This window comes from Corynebacterium sp. UMB10321, assembly GCF_030228725.1.
Taxonomy (GTDB): Bacteria; Actinomycetota; Actinomycetes; order Mycobacteriales; family Mycobacteriaceae; genus Corynebacterium; species Corynebacterium pseudogenitalium.
Genome location: NZ_JASOZC010000001.1, coordinates 498,576 through 515,796 on the forward strand (window position 1 = coordinate 498,576; position 17,221 = coordinate 515,796).

Annotated in this window: 22 protein-coding genes and 1 tRNA gene; 17 read left to right on the plus strand and 6 right to left on the minus strand. The window is 61.1% G+C overall.

All coding sequences use genetic code 11. The features are described 5' to 3' along the window. The first annotated feature begins 10 nt into the window (after nucleotides 1–10). Nucleotides 11–520: a M48 family metallopeptidase gene (locus tag QP752_RS02420; protein WP_256001005.1), complete on the plus strand. Its 510-nt coding sequence runs from the start codon at nucleotides 11–13 to the stop codon at nucleotides 518–520. Here the strand turns inward: QP752_RS02420 and QP752_RS02425 are convergent. Further along, nucleotides 517–1,878 carry a zinc-dependent metalloprotease gene (locus QP752_RS02425; RefSeq protein ID WP_256060150.1) on the minus strand — a complete coding sequence of 454 codons (1,362 nt, stop codon included), beginning with the start codon at nucleotides 1,876–1,878 and terminating at the stop codon, nucleotides 517–519. The genes QP752_RS02420 and QP752_RS02425 overlap by 4 nt on opposite strands. A 93-nt stretch (nucleotides 1,879–1,971) precedes the next feature. Here QP752_RS02425 and QP752_RS02430 point away from each other — a divergent pair, with 93 nt between their 5' ends. After that, nucleotides 1,972–3,060 (plus strand): PDZ domain-containing protein, encoded by a 1,089-nt coding sequence (locus QP752_RS02430; RefSeq protein ID WP_284804335.1) that lies wholly within the window; start codon nucleotides 1,972–1,974, stop codon nucleotides 3,058–3,060. Here the strand turns inward: QP752_RS02430 and QP752_RS02435 are convergent. Further along, complete coding sequence (locus QP752_RS02435; RefSeq protein ID WP_284804237.1) at nucleotides 3,057–3,728, minus strand: hypothetical protein; 672 nt, start codon at nucleotides 3,726–3,728, stop codon at nucleotides 3,057–3,059. The two genes, QP752_RS02430 and QP752_RS02435, sit on opposite strands and share 4 nt — an antisense overlap. Nucleotides 3,729–3,747: 19 nt before the next feature. Further along, nucleotides 3,748–4,245 (minus strand): PPA1309 family protein, encoded by a 498-nt coding sequence (locus tag QP752_RS02440; RefSeq protein WP_256001015.1) that lies wholly within the window; start codon nucleotides 4,243–4,245, stop codon nucleotides 3,748–3,750. A 115-nt stretch (nucleotides 4,246–4,360) separates the two neighbouring features. On the opposite strand from QP752_RS02440, the gene QP752_RS02445 reads away from it, so the two are divergent. The 5 genes from QP752_RS02445 to QP752_RS02465 all read left to right on the plus strand — a co-directional run bounded on the left by QP752_RS02445 (nucleotide 4,361) and on the right by QP752_RS02465 (nucleotide 9,839). Further along, on the plus strand, nucleotides 4,361–7,315 hold the full coding sequence (locus QP752_RS02445) for a UPF0182 family protein (protein WP_284804239.1): 2,955 nt from the start codon (nucleotides 4,361–4,363) through the stop codon (nucleotides 7,313–7,315). Nucleotides 7,316–7,449: 134 nt separating this feature from the next. Then, a tRNA-Met gene (locus tag QP752_RS02450) sits at nucleotides 7,450–7,523 on the plus strand. Nucleotides 7,524–7,988: 465 nt separating this feature from the next. Beyond that, nucleotides 7,989–9,011 (plus strand): DUF4192 domain-containing protein, encoded by a 1,023-nt coding sequence (locus QP752_RS02455; protein WP_034997552.1) that lies wholly within the window; start codon nucleotides 7,989–7,991, stop codon nucleotides 9,009–9,011. A 161-nt stretch (nucleotides 9,012–9,172) separates the two neighbouring features. Further along, nucleotides 9,173–9,316 carry a hypothetical protein gene (locus QP752_RS02460; RefSeq protein ID WP_016456431.1) on the plus strand — a complete coding sequence of 48 codons (144 nt, stop codon included), beginning with the start codon at nucleotides 9,173–9,175 and terminating at the stop codon, nucleotides 9,314–9,316. A gap of 91 nt (nucleotides 9,317–9,407) precedes the next feature. Further along, nucleotides 9,408–9,839: a single-stranded DNA-binding protein gene (locus QP752_RS02465; protein ID WP_034997554.1), complete on the plus strand. Its 432-nt coding sequence runs from the start codon at nucleotides 9,408–9,410 to the stop codon at nucleotides 9,837–9,839. Here the strand turns inward: QP752_RS02465 and QP752_RS02470 are convergent. Further along, a complete protein-coding gene (locus QP752_RS02470; protein ID WP_256008564.1) occupies nucleotides 9,836–10,264 on the minus strand; it encodes a recombinase family protein in 429 nt (142 codons plus the stop codon). The genes QP752_RS02465 and QP752_RS02470 overlap by 4 nt on opposite strands. A gap of 196 nt (nucleotides 10,265–10,460) precedes the next feature. Here QP752_RS02470 and QP752_RS02475 point away from each other — a divergent pair, with 196 nt between their 5' ends. The 5 genes from QP752_RS02475 to QP752_RS02495 all read left to right on the plus strand — a co-directional run bounded on the left by QP752_RS02475 (nucleotide 10,461) and on the right by QP752_RS02495 (nucleotide 12,956). Continuing rightward, the gene (locus QP752_RS02475; protein WP_284804241.1) at nucleotides 10,461–11,006 is read left to right on the plus strand and encodes a TetR/AcrR family transcriptional regulator; all 546 of its coding nucleotides are present in this window, start codon (nucleotides 10,461–10,463) and stop codon (nucleotides 11,004–11,006) included. Then, a complete protein-coding gene (locus QP752_RS02480; RefSeq protein WP_038610824.1) occupies nucleotides 11,003–11,362 on the plus strand; it encodes a multidrug efflux SMR transporter in 360 nt (119 codons plus the stop codon). The genes QP752_RS02475 and QP752_RS02480 overlap by 4 nt, the downstream gene beginning before the upstream one ends. After that, nucleotides 11,359–11,688: a multidrug efflux SMR transporter gene (locus tag QP752_RS02485; protein ID WP_034666342.1), complete on the plus strand. Its 330-nt coding sequence runs from the start codon at nucleotides 11,359–11,361 to the stop codon at nucleotides 11,686–11,688. Before QP752_RS02480 ends, QP752_RS02485 begins: the two co-directional genes overlap by 4 nt. 105 nt (nucleotides 11,689–11,793) lie before the next feature. After that, on the plus strand, nucleotides 11,794–12,108 hold the full coding sequence (locus tag QP752_RS02490) for an NIPSNAP family protein (RefSeq protein ID WP_230208643.1): 315 nt from the start codon (nucleotides 11,794–11,796) through the stop codon (nucleotides 12,106–12,108). A gap of 494 nt (nucleotides 12,109–12,602) precedes the next feature. Then, the gene (locus QP752_RS02495; RefSeq protein WP_284804243.1) at nucleotides 12,603–12,956 is read left to right on the plus strand and encodes a type IIL restriction-modification enzyme MmeI; all 354 of its coding nucleotides are present in this window, start codon (nucleotides 12,603–12,605) and stop codon (nucleotides 12,954–12,956) included. A gap of 70 nt (nucleotides 12,957–13,026) precedes the next feature. Here QP752_RS02495 and erm read toward each other — a convergent pair whose 3' ends face one another. Then, the gene (erm, locus tag QP752_RS02500) at nucleotides 13,027–13,881 is read right to left on the minus strand and encodes a 23S ribosomal RNA methyltransferase Erm (protein WP_049172293.1); all 855 of its coding nucleotides are present in this window, start codon (nucleotides 13,879–13,881) and stop codon (nucleotides 13,027–13,029) included. 349 nt (nucleotides 13,882–14,230) lie between these two features. Continuing rightward, nucleotides 14,231–14,464 carry a recombinase family protein gene (locus tag QP752_RS02505; protein ID WP_224784272.1) on the minus strand — a complete coding sequence of 78 codons (234 nt, stop codon included), beginning with the start codon at nucleotides 14,462–14,464 and terminating at the stop codon, nucleotides 14,231–14,233. 263 nt (nucleotides 14,465–14,727) lie between these two features. On the opposite strand from QP752_RS02505, the gene QP752_RS02510 reads away from it, so the two are divergent. The 5 genes from QP752_RS02510 to QP752_RS02530 all read left to right on the plus strand — a co-directional run bounded on the left by QP752_RS02510 (nucleotide 14,728) and on the right by QP752_RS02530 (nucleotide 17,134). Further along, the gene (locus tag QP752_RS02510) at nucleotides 14,728–15,438 is read left to right on the plus strand and encodes an ASCH domain-containing protein (RefSeq protein ID WP_049172294.1); all 711 of its coding nucleotides are present in this window, start codon (nucleotides 14,728–14,730) and stop codon (nucleotides 15,436–15,438) included. A gap of 273 nt (nucleotides 15,439–15,711) precedes the next feature. Further along, the gene (locus QP752_RS02515) at nucleotides 15,712–16,101 is read left to right on the plus strand and encodes a helix-turn-helix transcriptional regulator (protein WP_049172296.1); all 390 of its coding nucleotides are present in this window, start codon (nucleotides 15,712–15,714) and stop codon (nucleotides 16,099–16,101) included. Continuing rightward, entirely contained in the window at nucleotides 16,091–16,216 is a 126-nt protein-coding gene (locus tag QP752_RS02520; RefSeq protein WP_256008562.1) for a hypothetical protein, read from the plus strand. Before QP752_RS02515 ends, QP752_RS02520 begins: the two co-directional genes overlap by 11 nt. 42 nt (nucleotides 16,217–16,258) lie before the next feature. Then, nucleotides 16,259–16,975 carry a permease gene (locus QP752_RS02525; RefSeq protein WP_240492733.1) on the plus strand — a complete coding sequence of 239 codons (717 nt, stop codon included), beginning with the start codon at nucleotides 16,259–16,261 and terminating at the stop codon, nucleotides 16,973–16,975. Between the two features lie 30 nt (nucleotides 16,976–17,005). Further along, nucleotides 17,006–17,134 (plus strand): hypothetical protein, encoded by a 129-nt coding sequence (locus tag QP752_RS02530; protein ID WP_005285980.1) that lies wholly within the window; start codon nucleotides 17,006–17,008, stop codon nucleotides 17,132–17,134. Nucleotides 17,135–17,221: the final 87 nt, after the last annotated feature.

Consider the following 17,221-nt stretch of genomic DNA (forward strand, 5'->3'; position numbering starts at 1 on the left):
AATCTTCGGCATGCAGGAGTCGGAGTTTGAGTATCGGGTGATTCGCTCGCCGCGGCGCACACGCACAGTGCAGGCCCGGCTTATCGACGGCGTCGTGGAAGTACGCATCCCAGCCCGGTTCAGCGAGCGCGAGGAGCGCGAGGCGGTGGCCGAGATGCTGCGAAAGATCCGGAAGAAGACTCGCCACCAGCACGTCAGCGACGCCGACCTTCAGGCGCGCGCGGAGGTGCTCAACGAGCAGGTGCTTGAGGGGCGGGCGAAAGTGGGCTCGATACGGTGGGTGTCGAACCAGACGAAGCGGTGGGGAAGCTGCACCCCGTCAACGGGCACGATTCGGATCAGTGACAGGCTGCAGCACGTGCCGGGCTACGTCCTCGACGCGGTGATCGTGCACGAGCTGACGCACACCTTCATCCCGGGGCACGGCCCGAAGTTCTGGGAGTGGGCAGACAAAGCGCCCCTCGCGGAACGCGCGAAGGGCTACCTTGAGGCCTACCAGCGGTTCGGCGGGGAAGGCTAGTCCTCGTCGTTCTTGCGCAGCTCCTCTTCCAGGCGCGCGAGCTCTTCGTCGAAGTTGTCGTCGGAGGAATCGTCCAGCAGGGTGTCGATGAACGCCGCCGGGTTGGCCAGGTGCTCAGGGGCCGGCAGGAAGTCCGGGTGGTCCCAAATCTGGTCGCGGCGGACCTGACCCACGGCGGTTTCGACGCGGCGCCACAGCTCAGCGGCCTCGCGGACCTTCGGGGCGCCCAGCTCGATGCCGACGACGTTCGCGAACGCGCGCTCGGCGGAGCCACCCGTTGCGCGGCGACGGTTCCACGCCTCGGCGAGCTGCGGCGTCGACGGGATACGGTCTGCCAGGGAAGCGTCGGTGACGACGTCGACCCAGCCCTCGACGAGCGCGAGCAGCGTCTCCAGGCGGGCGGTTGCGGACGCGTTGCGGGAGGTCACACGCGGGGAGAGGTCCGCGCCCTCAAGCTGCTGCAGCGCCTCCTGGATGGCCTGCGGGTCGCCGCTTTCCAGGTTCAGGCCGCGGGCCATCTCCTCGAGCTGAGAGGTATCGATCTCCAGGCCTGCCGCGTACTCCTCAACGGAGGAGACGAGGCGCTCGACGAGCCACGGCACGTGCTTGAACAGGCGCTGGCGGGCTGCTTCGCGGGCCACGATGTAGACCAGGACCTCCTGGCCGGGGATCTCGAGACCCTTGGCGGCGGCGGTGACGTTCTTCGGCAAGATGGCTGTCACGCCTGCGGGGGCGACGGGCAGGCCGAAGTCGGAGCCGGTCAGGGCTTGCTCGGCAAGATCACCGAGGGCGTGGCCGAGCTTGACGCCGAAGTTCATGGCGTTCATCTGTTCCATCATGCCGACCATCGGGCCCATCATCTCGCGGGCCTCGGCGGGCATGGTGTCTCGCTGTGCGCGGTTCATCTGCTCCGCAACGGGGTTGACCAGGCGCTTCCACATCGGCATGGTCTCAACCAGCCAGTCGTCCGCATTCCACGTGCGCGGCTGGGCGTTCGCGGAAGGAAGCGTAGTGGCGTCGTCAAGCCAAAGGTCGGCGAGGCGTACAGACTCCTCAACCGCGGTGCGATCCCCCGCGGAGACCGCAGCCTTGTCGCCGACGTGCTGGCGTGCCATGCGCAGCGCCATTTCGAAGTTCACGGATTCGCCCTCTGTGCGGGCGTTCATCGTCGAGCCCATGCCGGAGAGCATCTGCCCGAACTGGTTCAAAATATCGCCCAAGCCACCTTGGCCACCGCCAACGTTGCCCCCGAACCCGAACGCGGCGAACGGGTTGTTCTGCTGGTTGCGACGCTCGTCGTCACCGTTGTCACCGTCGTTGTCGTTGTTGGGGAAGGTAAATCCGAATCCATTACTCATAGGCACCACCCTACAGTCGTGTGCGCAGGTTGTGTCGGCTGCAAGCTGGAAAATCGCAACGCTGTGGGCGAACATCTAAGATTTGTGGGCGTGATGAACGCCGAGCAAGAACAAGCACAGGCACAGCCGCGCAGCCGCCGCCTCGCCACGATTGTGTGGGGCGCCATCCCCCTTGCGGTGCTGGCCGCGGCGCTGAGCCTCGACCATATTCCTGGCACCGATATCTCCCTGGCCGTGCCGTACGCGGCGCAGGGGCCGGGGCCGACGTTTAACACGCTCGGCGATGTTGAGGGCGTGCCCGTTGTTGAGATCGAGGGCGCGGACTCTGACAAAACGGAGGGCAACCTCAACATGACCACGGTGTCCGTGCGCACCAATATGACGCTGGTGCAGGCGCTGACCCGCTGGATCACCACGGATGACACGATTGTGCCGCTGGAGCAGATCATGCCTCCGAATACGAACCGGGAGGAGATGAAGCAGCGCAACCAGGAGGCATTCGTTGCTTCGGAGTCGGCGGCGACGATCGCCGCGATGAACTACCTCGGCCGCCCGACGACAGTGGTGGTTCACGAGGTGATGGAGGGCAGCGCCGCGAACGGTGCGCTGCAGGCGGCAGACATCATCACGAAGGTCGGGGGGAAGGACGTCTCACAGCCGCGGGAGGTGCAGCAGATCGTGCGCGAGCACGCCCCCGGCGACCGGCTCAGCGTCGACGTGTTGCGTGACGGCACGCCGCACACGGAGGAGATCACCCTCGGCGCGAATCCGGAGGATGCGAAGGTGCCCATGTTGGGGATCTTGATGACGTCCGCTCCGGCCGACGGCGTGCAGGTGACCTACAACCTTAACGATGTGGGCGGGCCGAGTGCCGGGATGATGTTCTCGCTGGCGGTGATCGATAAGCTTTCGCCGGGTCTGCTCAACGGCGGGAAGTTCGTGGCCGGCACCGGCACGATTGATGAGTCGGGGGAGGTCGGCCCGATCGGCGGCATCTCCCACAAGATCGCAGGTGCCCGCGACGCAGGCGCGGAGCTTTTCCTCGCGCCCGAGGGCAACTGCGCGGAAGTCATGCGCACGGACAGCGGGGAGATGCAGGTCGCGGCAGTCAAAACGCTTGATGACGCCGTGAAGGCCATGGACGCGTTCGCCCACGGCCAGCCGGTGCGCAGCTGCAGCTAGGACTCAGACTCGGTGGAGGTGGTTGCCTCCGCAGGGGTGGTGGCGCCCTCCGGGCGCTTCGCCAGCCCGAGCTTGTAGATGTGTTCGCGCGGGCCTTCGCGGTCCATGGTGAGCAGCTGCTTCATAATCTGGCCCTTGTCATTATCAATGACGGTCACCACGGCGGAGGACCCAACCGTGGACCAGCCGACCACGAAACGGCCGGTGTCCTCCACGACCTCGCTCGAGCGCAGCTCGGTGAGCACCTGCGTACTCGTGGTGGCGACGGACTCGGACTCCATGAACTGGAACTGGCCCATCTCGGAGCTGCTGCAATCGAACGCGTCCGGGAGGCCGGTCGGGGTGCAGCTGTCTAGCTTTTCGAAGAACTCGGGCGGAGCGAGCGTCGAGAACTGCTTGGCGACCTCAGCAACGCCGTTATCGTCTTTCTTCGCAGTGCTCGTAGTGCTTGTTGACGTCCCCTCCGTCGTAGCCTCCGCGGACTCAGCCTCAGACTCCGACGGCGAAGGCGACTCCGTGGTCTCAGCGGAGGTGGTCGGCGCCTCCGTCGTGGTCGGTTCCTCCGATGGCTCGTCCTTGCCACCGCACGCGGTGGCTACCACCAGCGCCATCGCCAGCACCGCTGGCGTACCGACGCGCCGACGCCAAACGCTCGAAAATGTAGCCACGTTGTGCTCCTTTAACCTCTTAGGACAGCTCATCAGGGTCTTGTTCCAAACCGTAGCGTAACGCAGCAATAACATTCGGCGCCACGTTAGGCCCACCGCGAAGCTCAATATCATCCTGGGCGAACAGGCCGCGCTCCTCCAGCTCCTCCTCGGTTAGGCGCATCTGCAGCAGCGTCTGCTCGATGCCCTCCTCGCGCAACACACCGGAGAAGAGGCGCGCCGGGCGCGGCGAGGGGTCGTCGCTGCTGGTGTCCCGGAACATGATCTCCTGTGCCAGCACGGCTCCCTCCACCGCGTGTGGCCAGGCGATACGTGCCACGTACTCCGCCAGCTCCTCGGAGCCGGGGCGGATGTTGTCCGGCAGGTTGTCCTGCACGACGAGGGTCAGGGGCGAAGAGGCGTCGTCAACCTCGAGTTGCTCGAGCTCGTCCACAAGCAGGGAGGAGGGCACGAGTGCGAAGAGCGTTGGCCCTTGGTCCCAGCCTTCCGCGTGCACGAACTCGACGGCTTCGGACATGGCCTTATTTAATGCTTGTTGGTTGAGCACGGGAACCCTTCTGTCAGTTCAGGCGTTACACTTTTTAAGGTAGAACCTTAATACGCGTACTAAGACTATTTCGAAGGAGCAGGATTTGGCCACCCGCCTCAGCCAACCACAGCCCCACGCGAAGAAACAGAACTCCGGACTTGCCATCACCATTGGTGTCCTCGGTGTATTGCTGTTTTGCATCCCGATCCTGATCGGTCTCTACACCGATTTTCTTTGGTTCGGGGAGCTTGATTTCCGTGGGGTCTTCAACCGCGTCATCGTGGCGCGAGTGGTGTTGTTTGTTATTTTTGCCGCCGTTGGCGCGCTGATCACCTACCTCGCCGCGTGGCTTGCGTGGCGCGGCCGCACAAAAGAAGCCTTGAGCTTTGAAGCCGTTGTCGGCGACACGCGGACCCAGGTCAACTTGCAGCAGGGCGTTCGCACGCTCTTGGTGTGGGTTCCGGTGGTGATCGCGGTCTTCTCCGGCCTGGCAGGGCAGCGCCTGTGGCGCACGTTCATGCTGTGGTTCAACGGGGAATCCTTCGGCGTGGATGATCCGCAGTTTGGCAAGGACCTCGGGTTCTACGCCTTCGCACTGCCGGGTATCACCGCGATTATCGACGGCCTCTCGCTCCTGCTGCTCGTCGCCTTCATCGTTGGCGCGGTGGGCCACTACTTGCTGGGCGGCATCCGCATCGGCAATAAGGTCAGCGGGGTGCCGGGCCACATTTCGACGTCCGCTCGCGTGCAGCTTGCCGTGACCGCGGGCCTGTGGATGGTGCTCAAGGCAGTTAGCTACTGGCTGGAGCGCTACACCCTGCTGTACTCCCAGAACGACATCTTCACCGGTGCGTCCTACACCACGGTCAACGCGTCGCTGCCGGCCAAGGTGATCCTGACGGTCATCGCGGTGCTCGTCGCAGCGGCGTTCTTCGCGTCCGTTGTATATAAGGACTTCCGCGTTCCTGTGCTGGCCGCGGTGCTGATGCTTGTGTCCTCGCTCGTAGTCGGCGGTGTGTGGCCGGCGCTGCTGGAGCAGTTCTCGGTCAAGCCGAACCGCCAGTCGAAGGAAGCCGAGTACATCGCCCGCAATATTGAGGCCACCCGCTACGCGTTCGGCTTGACCGACGAGCAGGTGAAATACCAGGACAACTGGGGCGCGGAAAAGGTCTCCAACGATAAGGTTGCGGACGACGCTGCCACGATCAGCAACATTCGCCTGCTGGACCCGGAGATCATTTCACCGACCTTTACCCAGAACCAGCAGCTGCGTAACTTCTACGGCTTCCCGGACCAGCTGGCGATGGACCGCTACGAGGTTGACGGCAAGATGCGCGACTTCGTCGTCGCGGCCCGCGAGATGGACCCGAACGCGCTGCGCGAAAACCAGCGTGACTGGATCAACCGCCACACCGTGTACACCCACGGCAACGGCTTCATTGCAGCGCAGGCGAACCGCGTTGACGAGGCCGCGCAGGACGCAGGCTCCACCCGTGGTGGTCTGCCGATCTTCACCGTTTCCGATTTGCAGACCAACGCGATCGCTGCTGAGAAGGACCAGGCAGACGAGCTGGGCATCCAGGTCGACGAGCCGCGCGTCTACTACGGCCCGGTGATCGCCTCTGCGAACGACGGCCTGGACTACGCCATCGTCGGCGATAACGGCCAGGGCCCCGTCGAGTATGACACGGACAGCTCCACCTACACCTACCAGGGTGAAGGTGGCGTCAACATCGGCAACTGGGTCAACCGCATCGCGTACTCCGCGAAGTACCAGGAGCTAAAGTTCCTGCTGTCTGACCGTGTTGGCTCCGAGTCGAAGATTCTCTACGACCGTGACCCACGCGAGCGCGTTGAGAAGGTCGCGCCGTGGCTGACCACCGACTCCAAGACCTACCCGGCCGTGATCGACGGCAAGATCAAGTGGATTGTGGACGGCTACACCACGCTGTCCCAGCTGCCGTACGCAACGCGCGAATCGCTGACCGATACGACGCAGGACGCGCTGAACCCAGACGGGACTACGCAGCGCCTGCTGAACAACAACGTCGGCTACATCCGCAACTCCGTCAAGGCGACCGTTGACGCCTACGACGGCACGGTGGACCTCTACGCATTCGACGAGAACGACCCGGTGCTCAAGGCGTGGATGGGCGCGTTCCCGGGCACCGTGCGCCCGGCAAGTGACATCTCCGATTCGCTGCGCGACCACCTGCGTTACCCGGAGGACCTGTTCAAGGTCCAGCGTGAACTGCTGGCTCGCTACCACGTGAACGACCCAGGCGTGTTCTTCAACAACGACGCCTTCTGGTCCGTGCCGAACGACCCGACCGCGCCGGAAGGCCGCAAGGAGCTCAACCAGCCTCCGTACTACGTCGTCGCCGGCGACCCGGAGACCAACCAGCCTTCCTTCCAGCTGATCACGCCGTTCCGTGGCCTGAACCGCGAGTTCCTCTCCGCGCACATGTCCGTGTCCTCCGACCCGGAGAACTACGGCCAGATCACCGTCCGCGTGCTGCCAACCAACACGCAGACTCAGGGCCCGAAGCAGGCGCAGGATGCCTTAATGTCCTCTGACCAGGTGGCGCGCGACCGCACCCTGTGGCAGGGCACCAACGACCTGAAGAACGGTAACCTGCTCACCCTGCCGGTCGGCGGAGGAGAGATCCTTTACGTGGAGCCGATTTACTCGCAGCGCAAGGACCAGGCATCGGCCTTCCCGAAGCTGCTGCGCGTGCTCGTGTTCTACCGCGGCCAGGTCGGCTATGCGCCGACGATCTCCCAGGCGCTGAAGCAGGTTGGCATTCACTCTGAGGCCGCCCAGGACATCGACATCGTCGACGACAAGGGCAACACGAAGCCAGCCGAGGAAGCACCAGCCGACGGCGAGAAGGCCGAGACCCCAGCACCAGCAGCTGCCGGTAACAAGGACGAGGCGCTGAACAACATCAACGACGCGCTGCGCAACCTGGAAGGCGCACGCAACGGCTCCTTCGAGGAGTACGGCAAGGCGCTCGACGAGCTGGACCGCGCCGTGAAGGAATACCAGAGCATGTAACCCTTCCCGTGTGACAGCCTGAATCCCCTGCGAATCCGTGAGGTGCGCAGGGGATTTGGTGTTTGAAAGAGGTATGCGTATAGTTATCACTCGTTGCCCGTTAAGGCAGCAGGTGAAAATCAAATATCACCCGACGCGGGGTGGAGCAGCTCGGTAGCTCGCTGGGCTCATAACCCAGAGGTCGTTGGTTCGAATCCAGCCCCCGCTACTAAGATAAGGCCCCTACCAGTGGAAACGCTGGTAGGGGCCTTCTTCATTTTGTGATCGGATCGCCATTTGGTGCACTAGCTGGTGCACTAGGGTCAAAATCCTGCACCAAACGGAACTGCGACGCTCCAACGACGCGGCGCAGGTTTTCGGTGCATTGCTTAGTGATTGCTAGGACGGCAGCAACGAAGGAACGCCACGGGAGTCGGCAGTTCGAGGAAAGCAACTGCGAACTGCTGTGCAAGTCTCACAACCGCGCCAAAGGTAACGCTTAACCAGCGGCGACGCGGGGATCTAACAATGCTGCGTCGCTAGCGCTCGCACCCAGCGAGCGAGCATCAGGCTGCGCTAGCGACGCCGAGCGCACAAAGGCACTGCACTGCGGGGATACGCCTGCGACCGGCAGAGCCGGACTGAATACGGGATTGACCACGTTCACCCCGTATTCGTGCAAAGGAGCACTGCCATGTCCACTCATTCCCACACGCTTGCATCTCACGGCGAGATCCTCGCGAACCTCCCCGGCATCCTCGGCTTCTACCCGAACAACTCGCTGATCCTCGCGTTCTTCGTCGACGACGAGGGCGTCGACACCGTCCGCCTCGGCCCGGTCGCGCGGTTCGATCTGGACGAGGCCGTGGAGAAGCTCACCGAGAGTCGCGAGCGGTTCGCAGCGTGGGTCCACCACCTCGAACTCGACGCTGTTATCGCGTACATGATCAGCGATGACATTGCGCAGCCGGTCTTTGACGAGACGGCCACGTATCTCACTAGTGGGGCAGTGCACCTACCGCCGCTGCTCGGGGTGGTGCAAGTGCCCGAGATCGTCACCGGGGCTGCGTGGTGGTCTGTGTACCAGCATCCGCTCATCGACGAGCCGCGCCACGGCGTTGTCGGCGAGGTCGCCGCATCGGCGGCGCTGCGGCAGATGCTAGAGCACACCGGCGAGCTGCCGGAGCCGAGCAAAGACGACATCGAGGCACGCCTGAACAGCACCGATCACGGCATCGACGCTGCCGAGCACGCCGACATCATCGAAGACGCGCTGGCGTATATCCCGCCCATGTTCTCCGACGTGCTGCAGCGTGAATACGAGCAGGCGGCGGCAGGAATAACCCAGCCGAGCACGCGCGCTGTTCGATCGGCGCTGAAATGCTTCACCACGCCGCGCTTGCGAGACGCGCTGCTCGCGGCGCTGCTCGATGACCCGCAGGCGGGCCTACGGTTCGCGGAGCAGGTTATGCGTGCTGTCCCGACCAGCTGGCCAGGGATGCGCGCGCAGCTCACCACCACGGTTGCCGTGCTTGCGCACGCCACAGGCCAGCCGGGACTAGCTGGCGTGGCCGCGCACCGAGCCACCGAGATCGGGCCAGACGAGAACTTCCCGTCGTTGGTGGCGAAGCTGACCGACATCGGCCAAGGCGAGCGGATGGTCGAACTCGTCCGCGAGGGCGCCGAGAAGACCCGCACGATCTTGTTCACCGAGTAGCACCACACACCCCGTTGCAGCGATGCAACGGGGTTTCTTTTTTTCTCGTCGGCCGTGGCTTGCGACAGCAGACACTTCAACGAGGCAGGGGAGCGACCCCTAGACAGCAGAGCTGTCTCCAACAGACGGATTGACCACCAATCCGAACAAGGAGGCACGTGATGCGCGACATCACCCACACCGACCTGGAACTGCTCTACCAGCTCGCCGACGGCATCGACGGCGAGGACGCCGATCCGGGTGCAGCACAAGAACTGCGCGACCTAGAGGCGGCAGGCACGCCGCTGCCCTGGGCAGTGCTGTAACGACAGCGCAACCCCCCCGCAGCAGCAAAGCAGCTGCTTCAACACCCACATTGCACGGCAATTCACACCCACCCACATAAGGAGAACCATCATGTCCAACCCCTTCAACAACGGCACCATCGTCGGCAACGCAGCTCGCGCACCGAAGCTGTTCGAGCACGCAAACGGCGGTGCGACGGTGAAGCTCAGCGTCTATGCGCGCAACACCTTCAAGAACAAGGCCACCGGCAAGGTGGAAAGCGAGATCGTGGAGCTGACCGGCTACGTCCAGGACGCGAAGAACCCCGGCGTGTTCGGCTGCATCGGGTCCGGCGACCGTGTCGCAGTGAGCTACTCGCTGAAGACCGACGTCTACACCGACAAGGACGGTGTGAAGCACTACCCGCTGGTCGCCCGTATCGACACCGTGCAGCTGATCGACTCCAAGAAAGAGTCCGCTGCGCGCGCAGCCCGTCGCGGAGGCGAGGCGGCGAACGCCGCCCTGGCTGGCGCTGACGCCGACAACGACGAAGCACCGTTCTAACAACGACACCCCGCAGGGAAACCTGCGGGGTTATTTTTTTCAACTATTTCACGGTGTTGATCCAGCTCTTTCACGGCCTTACCCAACTGAACAAAACCCAACAGCCCTAGCATCAGCTTGGCGATCGGGGTGGAGTCTTTTGAGTAGGTCTGTCCCTCCTTGAGGAACTTCACCGACACTCCTTTGCTGACTAGCTCGTCAACAATGGCGTACAGATCCGTCAGTGAACGCGCGCACCGATCCATCGACGTGACGACAAGCTGATCTCCTGCACGGACATATCGCATTGCTTCATCAAGTCCAGGGCGCTCACGCGATCCACCACTGGCCTTATCCGTGTAATAGGTGAAGACCTTCTCTGCCTTGAGTTGTTCAATCTGACGATCAAGGTTCTGATCTTTCGAACTCACCCGGGCATAGCCCACCTTTTGTCCTGAGATCGCCCCCAACTGTTCAGTGATCTCCAGAGGCAGTGACGGTTCTGTTCCGTTAGTCTTGGAACTAACCCTAGCGAACAGGAAGTTTTTTCATTCACAAATTGTTCGCTTGGGGTGTACCCCAGGTGCCCCTACCAGCGCCCGCAGTTGAAGGCTTCACCTACCAAATGGTAAAGTTAGCTATATGCGAACCAGTCAGCGCTCCGAGATCCTGGAAGCTGCCCTCCGCGTCATGAACGCAGCGGAGGGTGGCGACATTACCCTTGACGCAGTGGCCCACGAGGCCGGGCTCACCAAACCGGGATTGCTATATCACTTCCGCAACCGCGACGTACTGCTCGCCGCGATCGTCGACCACGCTGCGGCCAACGTCGAGAACGACATGACTGCCACCCTTGGCAAGCCCCTCGAGAACGCCAACGCCACCGAGCGGCTCCTGAGCTACGTTCACGTCGCCGCCCACGGGGCCGCCAAGCGCGCCGAGTTCATCATCTGGGGCCAAGCGACGTACCGGCCCGAACTCACCGAACCGTGGACTACGCGGATGGGCCGCTGGCTCGAACTCCCGGACGATCTCGACGCCGCCACCCGAGCCAGGCTGACCACCGCCCGACTCGCCGCCGACGGACTCTGGGGCTCCCAGGCCACAGGTGTGTCCACCCTCCACGGCGCGGATCTCGAAGCCGTCGTCTCCAGCATTCGCTCCCTAATCGAAGGAACAACCCCATGAAGCAGTGGTTCCTGCTCGCTGGTGCCATCACTACCGAAGTGGCGGCGACGCTGTCTCTCAAGGCGGCGCTCAATCACCCATCCTGGTACATCGTGGTTGCTGCCGGATACATCGGCGCTTTCGTCTTCCTCACCTTCTGCCTGCGCGAAGGAATGCAGATCGGCGTCGCCTATGGCATCTGGGGAGCCAGCGGGGTCGTGCTCGCCGCTGTGCTATCCGCCGCGATTTTCGGTGAACCTCTGACTGCTGTGATGGGTCTTGGAATGGTTCTGATCATCAGCGGTGTCCTCACCGTCGAACTCGGCTCCCAGAAAGCTCAGCAAACCGCAGCCCAGGAAGCAGGAGTCAACTCATGAGATGGATCTTCCTCGCAGGCGCCATCTTGTCCGAAGTCGTCGCGACCATGTCGCTACGAGCCTCCGACGGTGGCCGGGTGAAGAAATGGTTCATCGGCGTCATCGCGGGGTATCTCGTGGCGTTCGTCGCCTTAAGTCTCGCCTTGGCCGACGGCATGGCCCTTGGCGTCGCCTACGGCATCTGGGCAGCATCCGGCGTAGCTCTCACCGCGATCCTCGCCCGGGTCATCTTCCACGAACCCCTCACCCGAACCATGGCCCTCGGCATCCTCTTCATCGCCGTCGGAGTTCTCACCGTTGAAATCGGCGCCAACTTGGCGAACTGACGCATTTCCGCAGGTAAACCAGGCAGATTGGTGTGCCCCAGGTGCACCACGAGGCGCACAGACAAAGGCTCCCCAATGAGCGCCTGTGGGCCTAGCGTTGTGGATGTGATCACCTGTGTCGTCCACTACACCATCGACCCCGACCAGATCGCGGCCTTTGAACAGTTCGCCCGCGCTTGGATGCGGCATGTCGACGAACACGGCGGCACCCACCACGGGTACTACCTACCCGCGGAAGGTGTGAGTGACCGTGCGGAATCCCTGTTCAGCTTCCCCAGCCTGGCTGCCTACGAGCAGTACCGCACCTTGTTCGGCACCCACCCGGACTTCATCGCCGCTGACCGGATTCGAGACGAGTCCGGGTGCGTCCTGCGGTACGAGCGCACCTTCATGCGGCCGCTCCTACCCCAGGGACACTGAAAGGGACTCCGGCAGCACGCTCGGCACAACCCACAACGCCGCAGGTCAGCGCGTACAGATGGGTGTACCCGATTGCGAAGTGGATCTAGCGGGCTCTAACCCGGAGGGGTAGGCGATTCCACATCCTTAAATATAGGGGTGCGGCACGGAGTGTCGTCGATAAATAACCATTTGATGCGCGCGTGCGGAATTAACAACGAAATACCGCTAAAACAGACAACATATGGGGTGCACAGAAACACATATAAGTTCTGCGGAAAACCTATAGGGTGCGTCGCTAAAAACCGCTGTGCGCGAAAAACATAAAGGGTTTACGGACCCGGTCCCAGACCCCTCAATACTCTGAGCCGGAAGAATGGAAAGTGGAAGGTTGATGTATCCCCACTATTTATTTTTTCCGTTTTTCGGAGTACATCGGGAGCTACAACTGCGGACCAGCTCTGTGTGAACTAGATGAGAAGGCGCAGCAGCGAATCATCGACGCTGGACAGTTGGTGCTGCGGGCACGCGAGCGGCACCCCCAGCGGTCACTCGCGGAGCACTACAACCCGTTATCGATGGACCCAATTCTGCTCAAGGCTCACAACAACTTGGACCGGGAAGTCGATAAGGCTTTCGATGTGGCACGCAAACTCACCAACGAGCGCCAGCACCAGGAGCTACTGTTCGCCAGCTACGGGGAGTTGGCGAGGGGCTATGTCTCCTCGCTTTCATCAAAATCGAAACCACCAGCAGGGTCGTTCCCCGTGCGGGTGATTTTGATCGGTCCCGCTGCTGGGTGTAGAACCCTGTCGCTGGCAACGCCGGGAACTATGACTGTGCCCGACGAGAACACGTCACTGCCATAACGCGGCTCACGGTAGACGAACATGGGTCGTTCACTACTACTGGTGGATTTCGGTTTTGGTGGTGGGGGGATTACCGCCGCCGGCCTCGATTTTTCCGTTGAGGAGGGCGTTGACTACTTCCCGATTGTGAAATGGGCCGATGGCGCGGTGAAGAGGAACCAGTCACCTGGAAGAGATCGATCCAGTCGCTGGTGTGCAATCTGGGAGGTAGGGTTGCGGGGTCGATTCCTCGCGAGCGCAACCATGATTGTGTCTCTGAACGTGATGAAAACAACCCTGCCCTTCGGAGAATTTCCCCTATCCCGCGTCCCCGGGCGGTGAAAACGGTGTGCACCATCGCCTGAAAGGCTTTGCGTTGCTCTATCGGGATCTTCGGGTCACCCACCCGGCGGATCACTAAGATCCCCCCGTCAACGTTTGGCTGTGGCCGGAAAGCAAACCTTGGTACTCGGGAACCAAGGTGAAACGTGAACCATGGGGACCACTGAGCTGTCATCATCGTGCTTGCACCTACCCCGGCCCGGCGGCGAGCGACTTCCCACTGCATGAGGAGTACAGCGTCAGTCCATGCCGGCGCATGCAACAGCTTTCGAAGAATGGCAGTGGTGAGGTGAAAGGGAATGTTTCCCACAATGACGCAGGGAGTGGCGGGTAACGGGAAGTTGAGGAAATCATCATGGACCACTTCGACCGACGCCGAGGCGGTCTTTTTTGTGAGTTTGGCAGCTAGTTTTGCGTCTACCTCAACTGCCGTTATTGCCCTCCCCAAGTGGGATATCGGGTGAGTGAGGGCACCGCTTCCTGGCCCGATCTCAATGATGGGGCCGGAGGTTTGTTTTACAAGATCGACGATGGAGTTGATGATCTTGTGGTCTGTGAGAAAATTTTGGCCATGTTCGTGACGGCCGTATCCGTATGTAGACATCAGGTGTGCTCCGTGGAGTTGAAACGGAGCCGGGCATGGCAAATGGCCGCCCGGCTAAAGGACCGGAGCGGTTTCTAACCTGCGGGAGGGAGAAAACCGCCTTAGCGGCTGGTGAGCGGCCGCATGAAAACGGAACCTGAAATCAACATGGGCCTATCGTATCCAATTAATTTCGCAGGGTCCAATACGGTGAGAAAGAAGACAACCGCACCGCAACAGTGCAAGACCTCTCTGGATTGGAATTTGTCCTACCTTCGGCTCGTCGTACAGACGCCACTGGCGTATTTTGTCTCTGGGCAACGAGGGGGAGTTACCCCCACCTCCGGATGTTTTTAAGGTGCACCCCTTATTACGCTGTGGTGCGGGAGTAGTTTTGTCCGACTGATCGGACTACCCACCGACGTGGGGCGGGTAGTTCGAGGTCCCAGCAGATGATCGCGTCGATTTCGCCGCGTTCAAAGGATGCCACCATGGCGTCGTAGTCGGGGCGAGCCACATTCTTCTTTGACGCGGAAATGGACTGATCGACGTAGTTATGTCCTATGTCCAACGTCCAAGCCACGCTGCTTTGCAATGGCTTCACAGTCCTGACGCTGCCGGTCGATGGTGAGGCCATCCACGTCAGCGTCTCGCGAGATACGAAGGTAAATAGGAGCGCGTGTTGCCAAACGCTTTTAATAAGGCCCTTAGCTAACATTGAACTTAAAACTCGACGCTCTATCCACTCAACGTCCTCGTATGGTCCTGTCTTGCTTTGTAAGCGATTGGTACATCTCAGAAACCCCGGTGTTCACGATCTCTGTCTTCACATAGATAAAGCGCGTTGGCAATTATTACCCTTAAAGAGTGATTACCAACGAACTTCGAAATTTACTGGCCAAAGCAACCACCCATGCACAGCGTTTTCAGGACGGAGAAGACCACACTGTAGCCGCAGCGCTCCTTACCAAATCAGGAAAACACGTACTCGGTTTGAACGCGCACCATTTCCTCGGTGGTCCTTGCGGGGAGATCTCGGCTTTAGCCAACCATGCTGCTAGTTATCCAGAGGACCCAATCCAAGCAGTAGTCGCCGTATACGGACCTACTGGTCAAATTATTCCTCCCTGCGGTAAATGCCGCCAGGTGCTTTTTGATGTTGATCCGTCCATCCGGTGCATCGTGCGCGGAAGCAATGGACTTGAAGCACCTACCGTAGAAGAACTCTTGCCATTCGCATTCAACTGGCGAGATATGGAACAAGAGCAGCGCATCTACATGTGGGAAGGCTACGAGGAATCAATTCGTAGCGGAGAAAAGCAACAAACCATCCGGGTAGATGATCCTTTCCATGAAGGAAGTGCCCAAATTGTCTTCGAGAAAGAATCCGGAGAGGTCGTCACTATCCAGGCACAGGTTACGTCCGTTGCCTCTGCCCAGCGAAGTGAATTGTCGGAAAAGCAAGCTAGAAATGACGGTTTTGGCTCCCTTTCCGAGCTTCAGGAAGCGCTAGATACTCACTATCCCGGATTAGCTGCCGATGACAAAGTCGACATCGTAGAGTTCAAGCTCCAGTAACTCGAACGAGCTCAAAGCGTGCTTGCTTTCTGTAGAAGCAGTAAAAACTACAGCAAAAAGCTGGGGCAATCCATGGCGAACGGTGCAGATTGTGGCGCTTGGGTGTGACTTGTGAGACATGCTCCTCCTGGGGATATGTATTTTCAATCCATTGCCATTGATGGTGTCCCACTTCCTTGAAAGTGAGGCGCTCGGGAAAGGCCGGAAGGGGCCTCTTTCTCGACGTTCAAACCATTGCTTGAAATACAAGTAGTCGCTTGTTAATATCGGGGTGTGCTTACAGAGATTTCCTTATCCATCCCCGCGTCGGATCTCAGTCCCGCCGAGCGGGCCCAGTTACTCGTACCCACCCTGTCCGCGCTGTCGGATGAAAACCGGTTGACGATCCTGCTCACCTTGGCGGAGAAGTCGATGACCAACCGCCAGCTCCATGAGGCCACCGGGATGAGTCAGGCGTTGGTCAGCCATCATCTGGCTGCCCTACGCAAGGCCGGACTGGTGGACTCGGAGCCGACGGGTCGTGCCACGCTGAATTCGGTGTGTTGTACTCAGCTGGCTGATCCGGTGCGCTGGCTGGCGCACCTGGCGACGTTGACCCCGGAGGGACAACGCGCCTGCTGCACGGACACCTCCCTGAAAAGCGAGGTCGTCGATGCTGATTAACGCGCTCGGCACGTTCACTACCCTCCTGGTCGAACTGCTCCTGCTGTTTCTGGTGATCTCCTATGCGGTCGCGTTGATCAACCGGCGCTTCGGCCCGGAGCGGTTGCAGAGCTGAATGGCTGGTGGAGCGGTTCCCGGTCAGGTCAAGGGACTGGCGTTGGGGGCGATCACTCCGTTTTGTTCCTGTTCGACGATCCCGATGTTTGTCAGCATGCTCAAAGCCGGGGTGGCCTTTCGTACCACCGTGACCTACCTGATCGCTTCGCCGCTGCTCAACCCGGTTATCGTCGGCGGGATCTGGCTGACCCTTTCCTGGCAGGTCGCGATCAGCTACGCGGTGATCATGGTGCTGCTGTCGCTGGGAGCACCCTGGGTCTGGACCGCGCTGGGCATGGAAGACCAGCTGCGCAAGGTCAAGGTCAAGGGCGGGCGCCAGCTGGACGGGACCCCGTGGCGTGGAATCAAACAAGAAACCCCGGCAGCGATCCGTCAGGCATGGGACGATCTTCGCCCCATGCTCCTTCCGATGATCATCGGCGTGGCCATCGGTGCATTCATCTACGGGGTCGTGCCCGAAGACGGCCTGAGATTTATGGCCGGTGAAAACGTCTGGTGGCTGATTCCACTGGCTGCGGCGATCGGTATCCCGCTGTATGTCCGACTGGAGACGATGCTGCCGGTCGCCCTGGCTTTATCGGGTGCCGGGGTGGCCATCGGCCCGATCTTCGCGATGATGATCGGCGGGTCCGGGGCCTCGCCACCGGAAATCTCGATGTTGGCGGCAGTGTTCAAGCCGAAACTGTTGGCCACCTTCGTGATCACCATTCTGCTGGCGGCCATGCTGGCCGGCTACGCGATGACGATCATCCTCTAAACCACGTACCTCTAACGAAAGGAGACCCTCATGGGCTTCAAAGACCTGTTTCACAAGAAGAATACGAACTCCGATTGCTGCAGTGTCGAGATCGTCGCCGACGACGACACCGACACCACCAGTAACCAGGAGGAGGAGCATCCGCAGGCTCAGTCCTAACCTGCCACGCTCCTGGTATCTACCAGCATGTCCGGTTTCAGGCCGACGACGCTGATGATCAGTTCAGGCATCAACGACCCCGCGCGA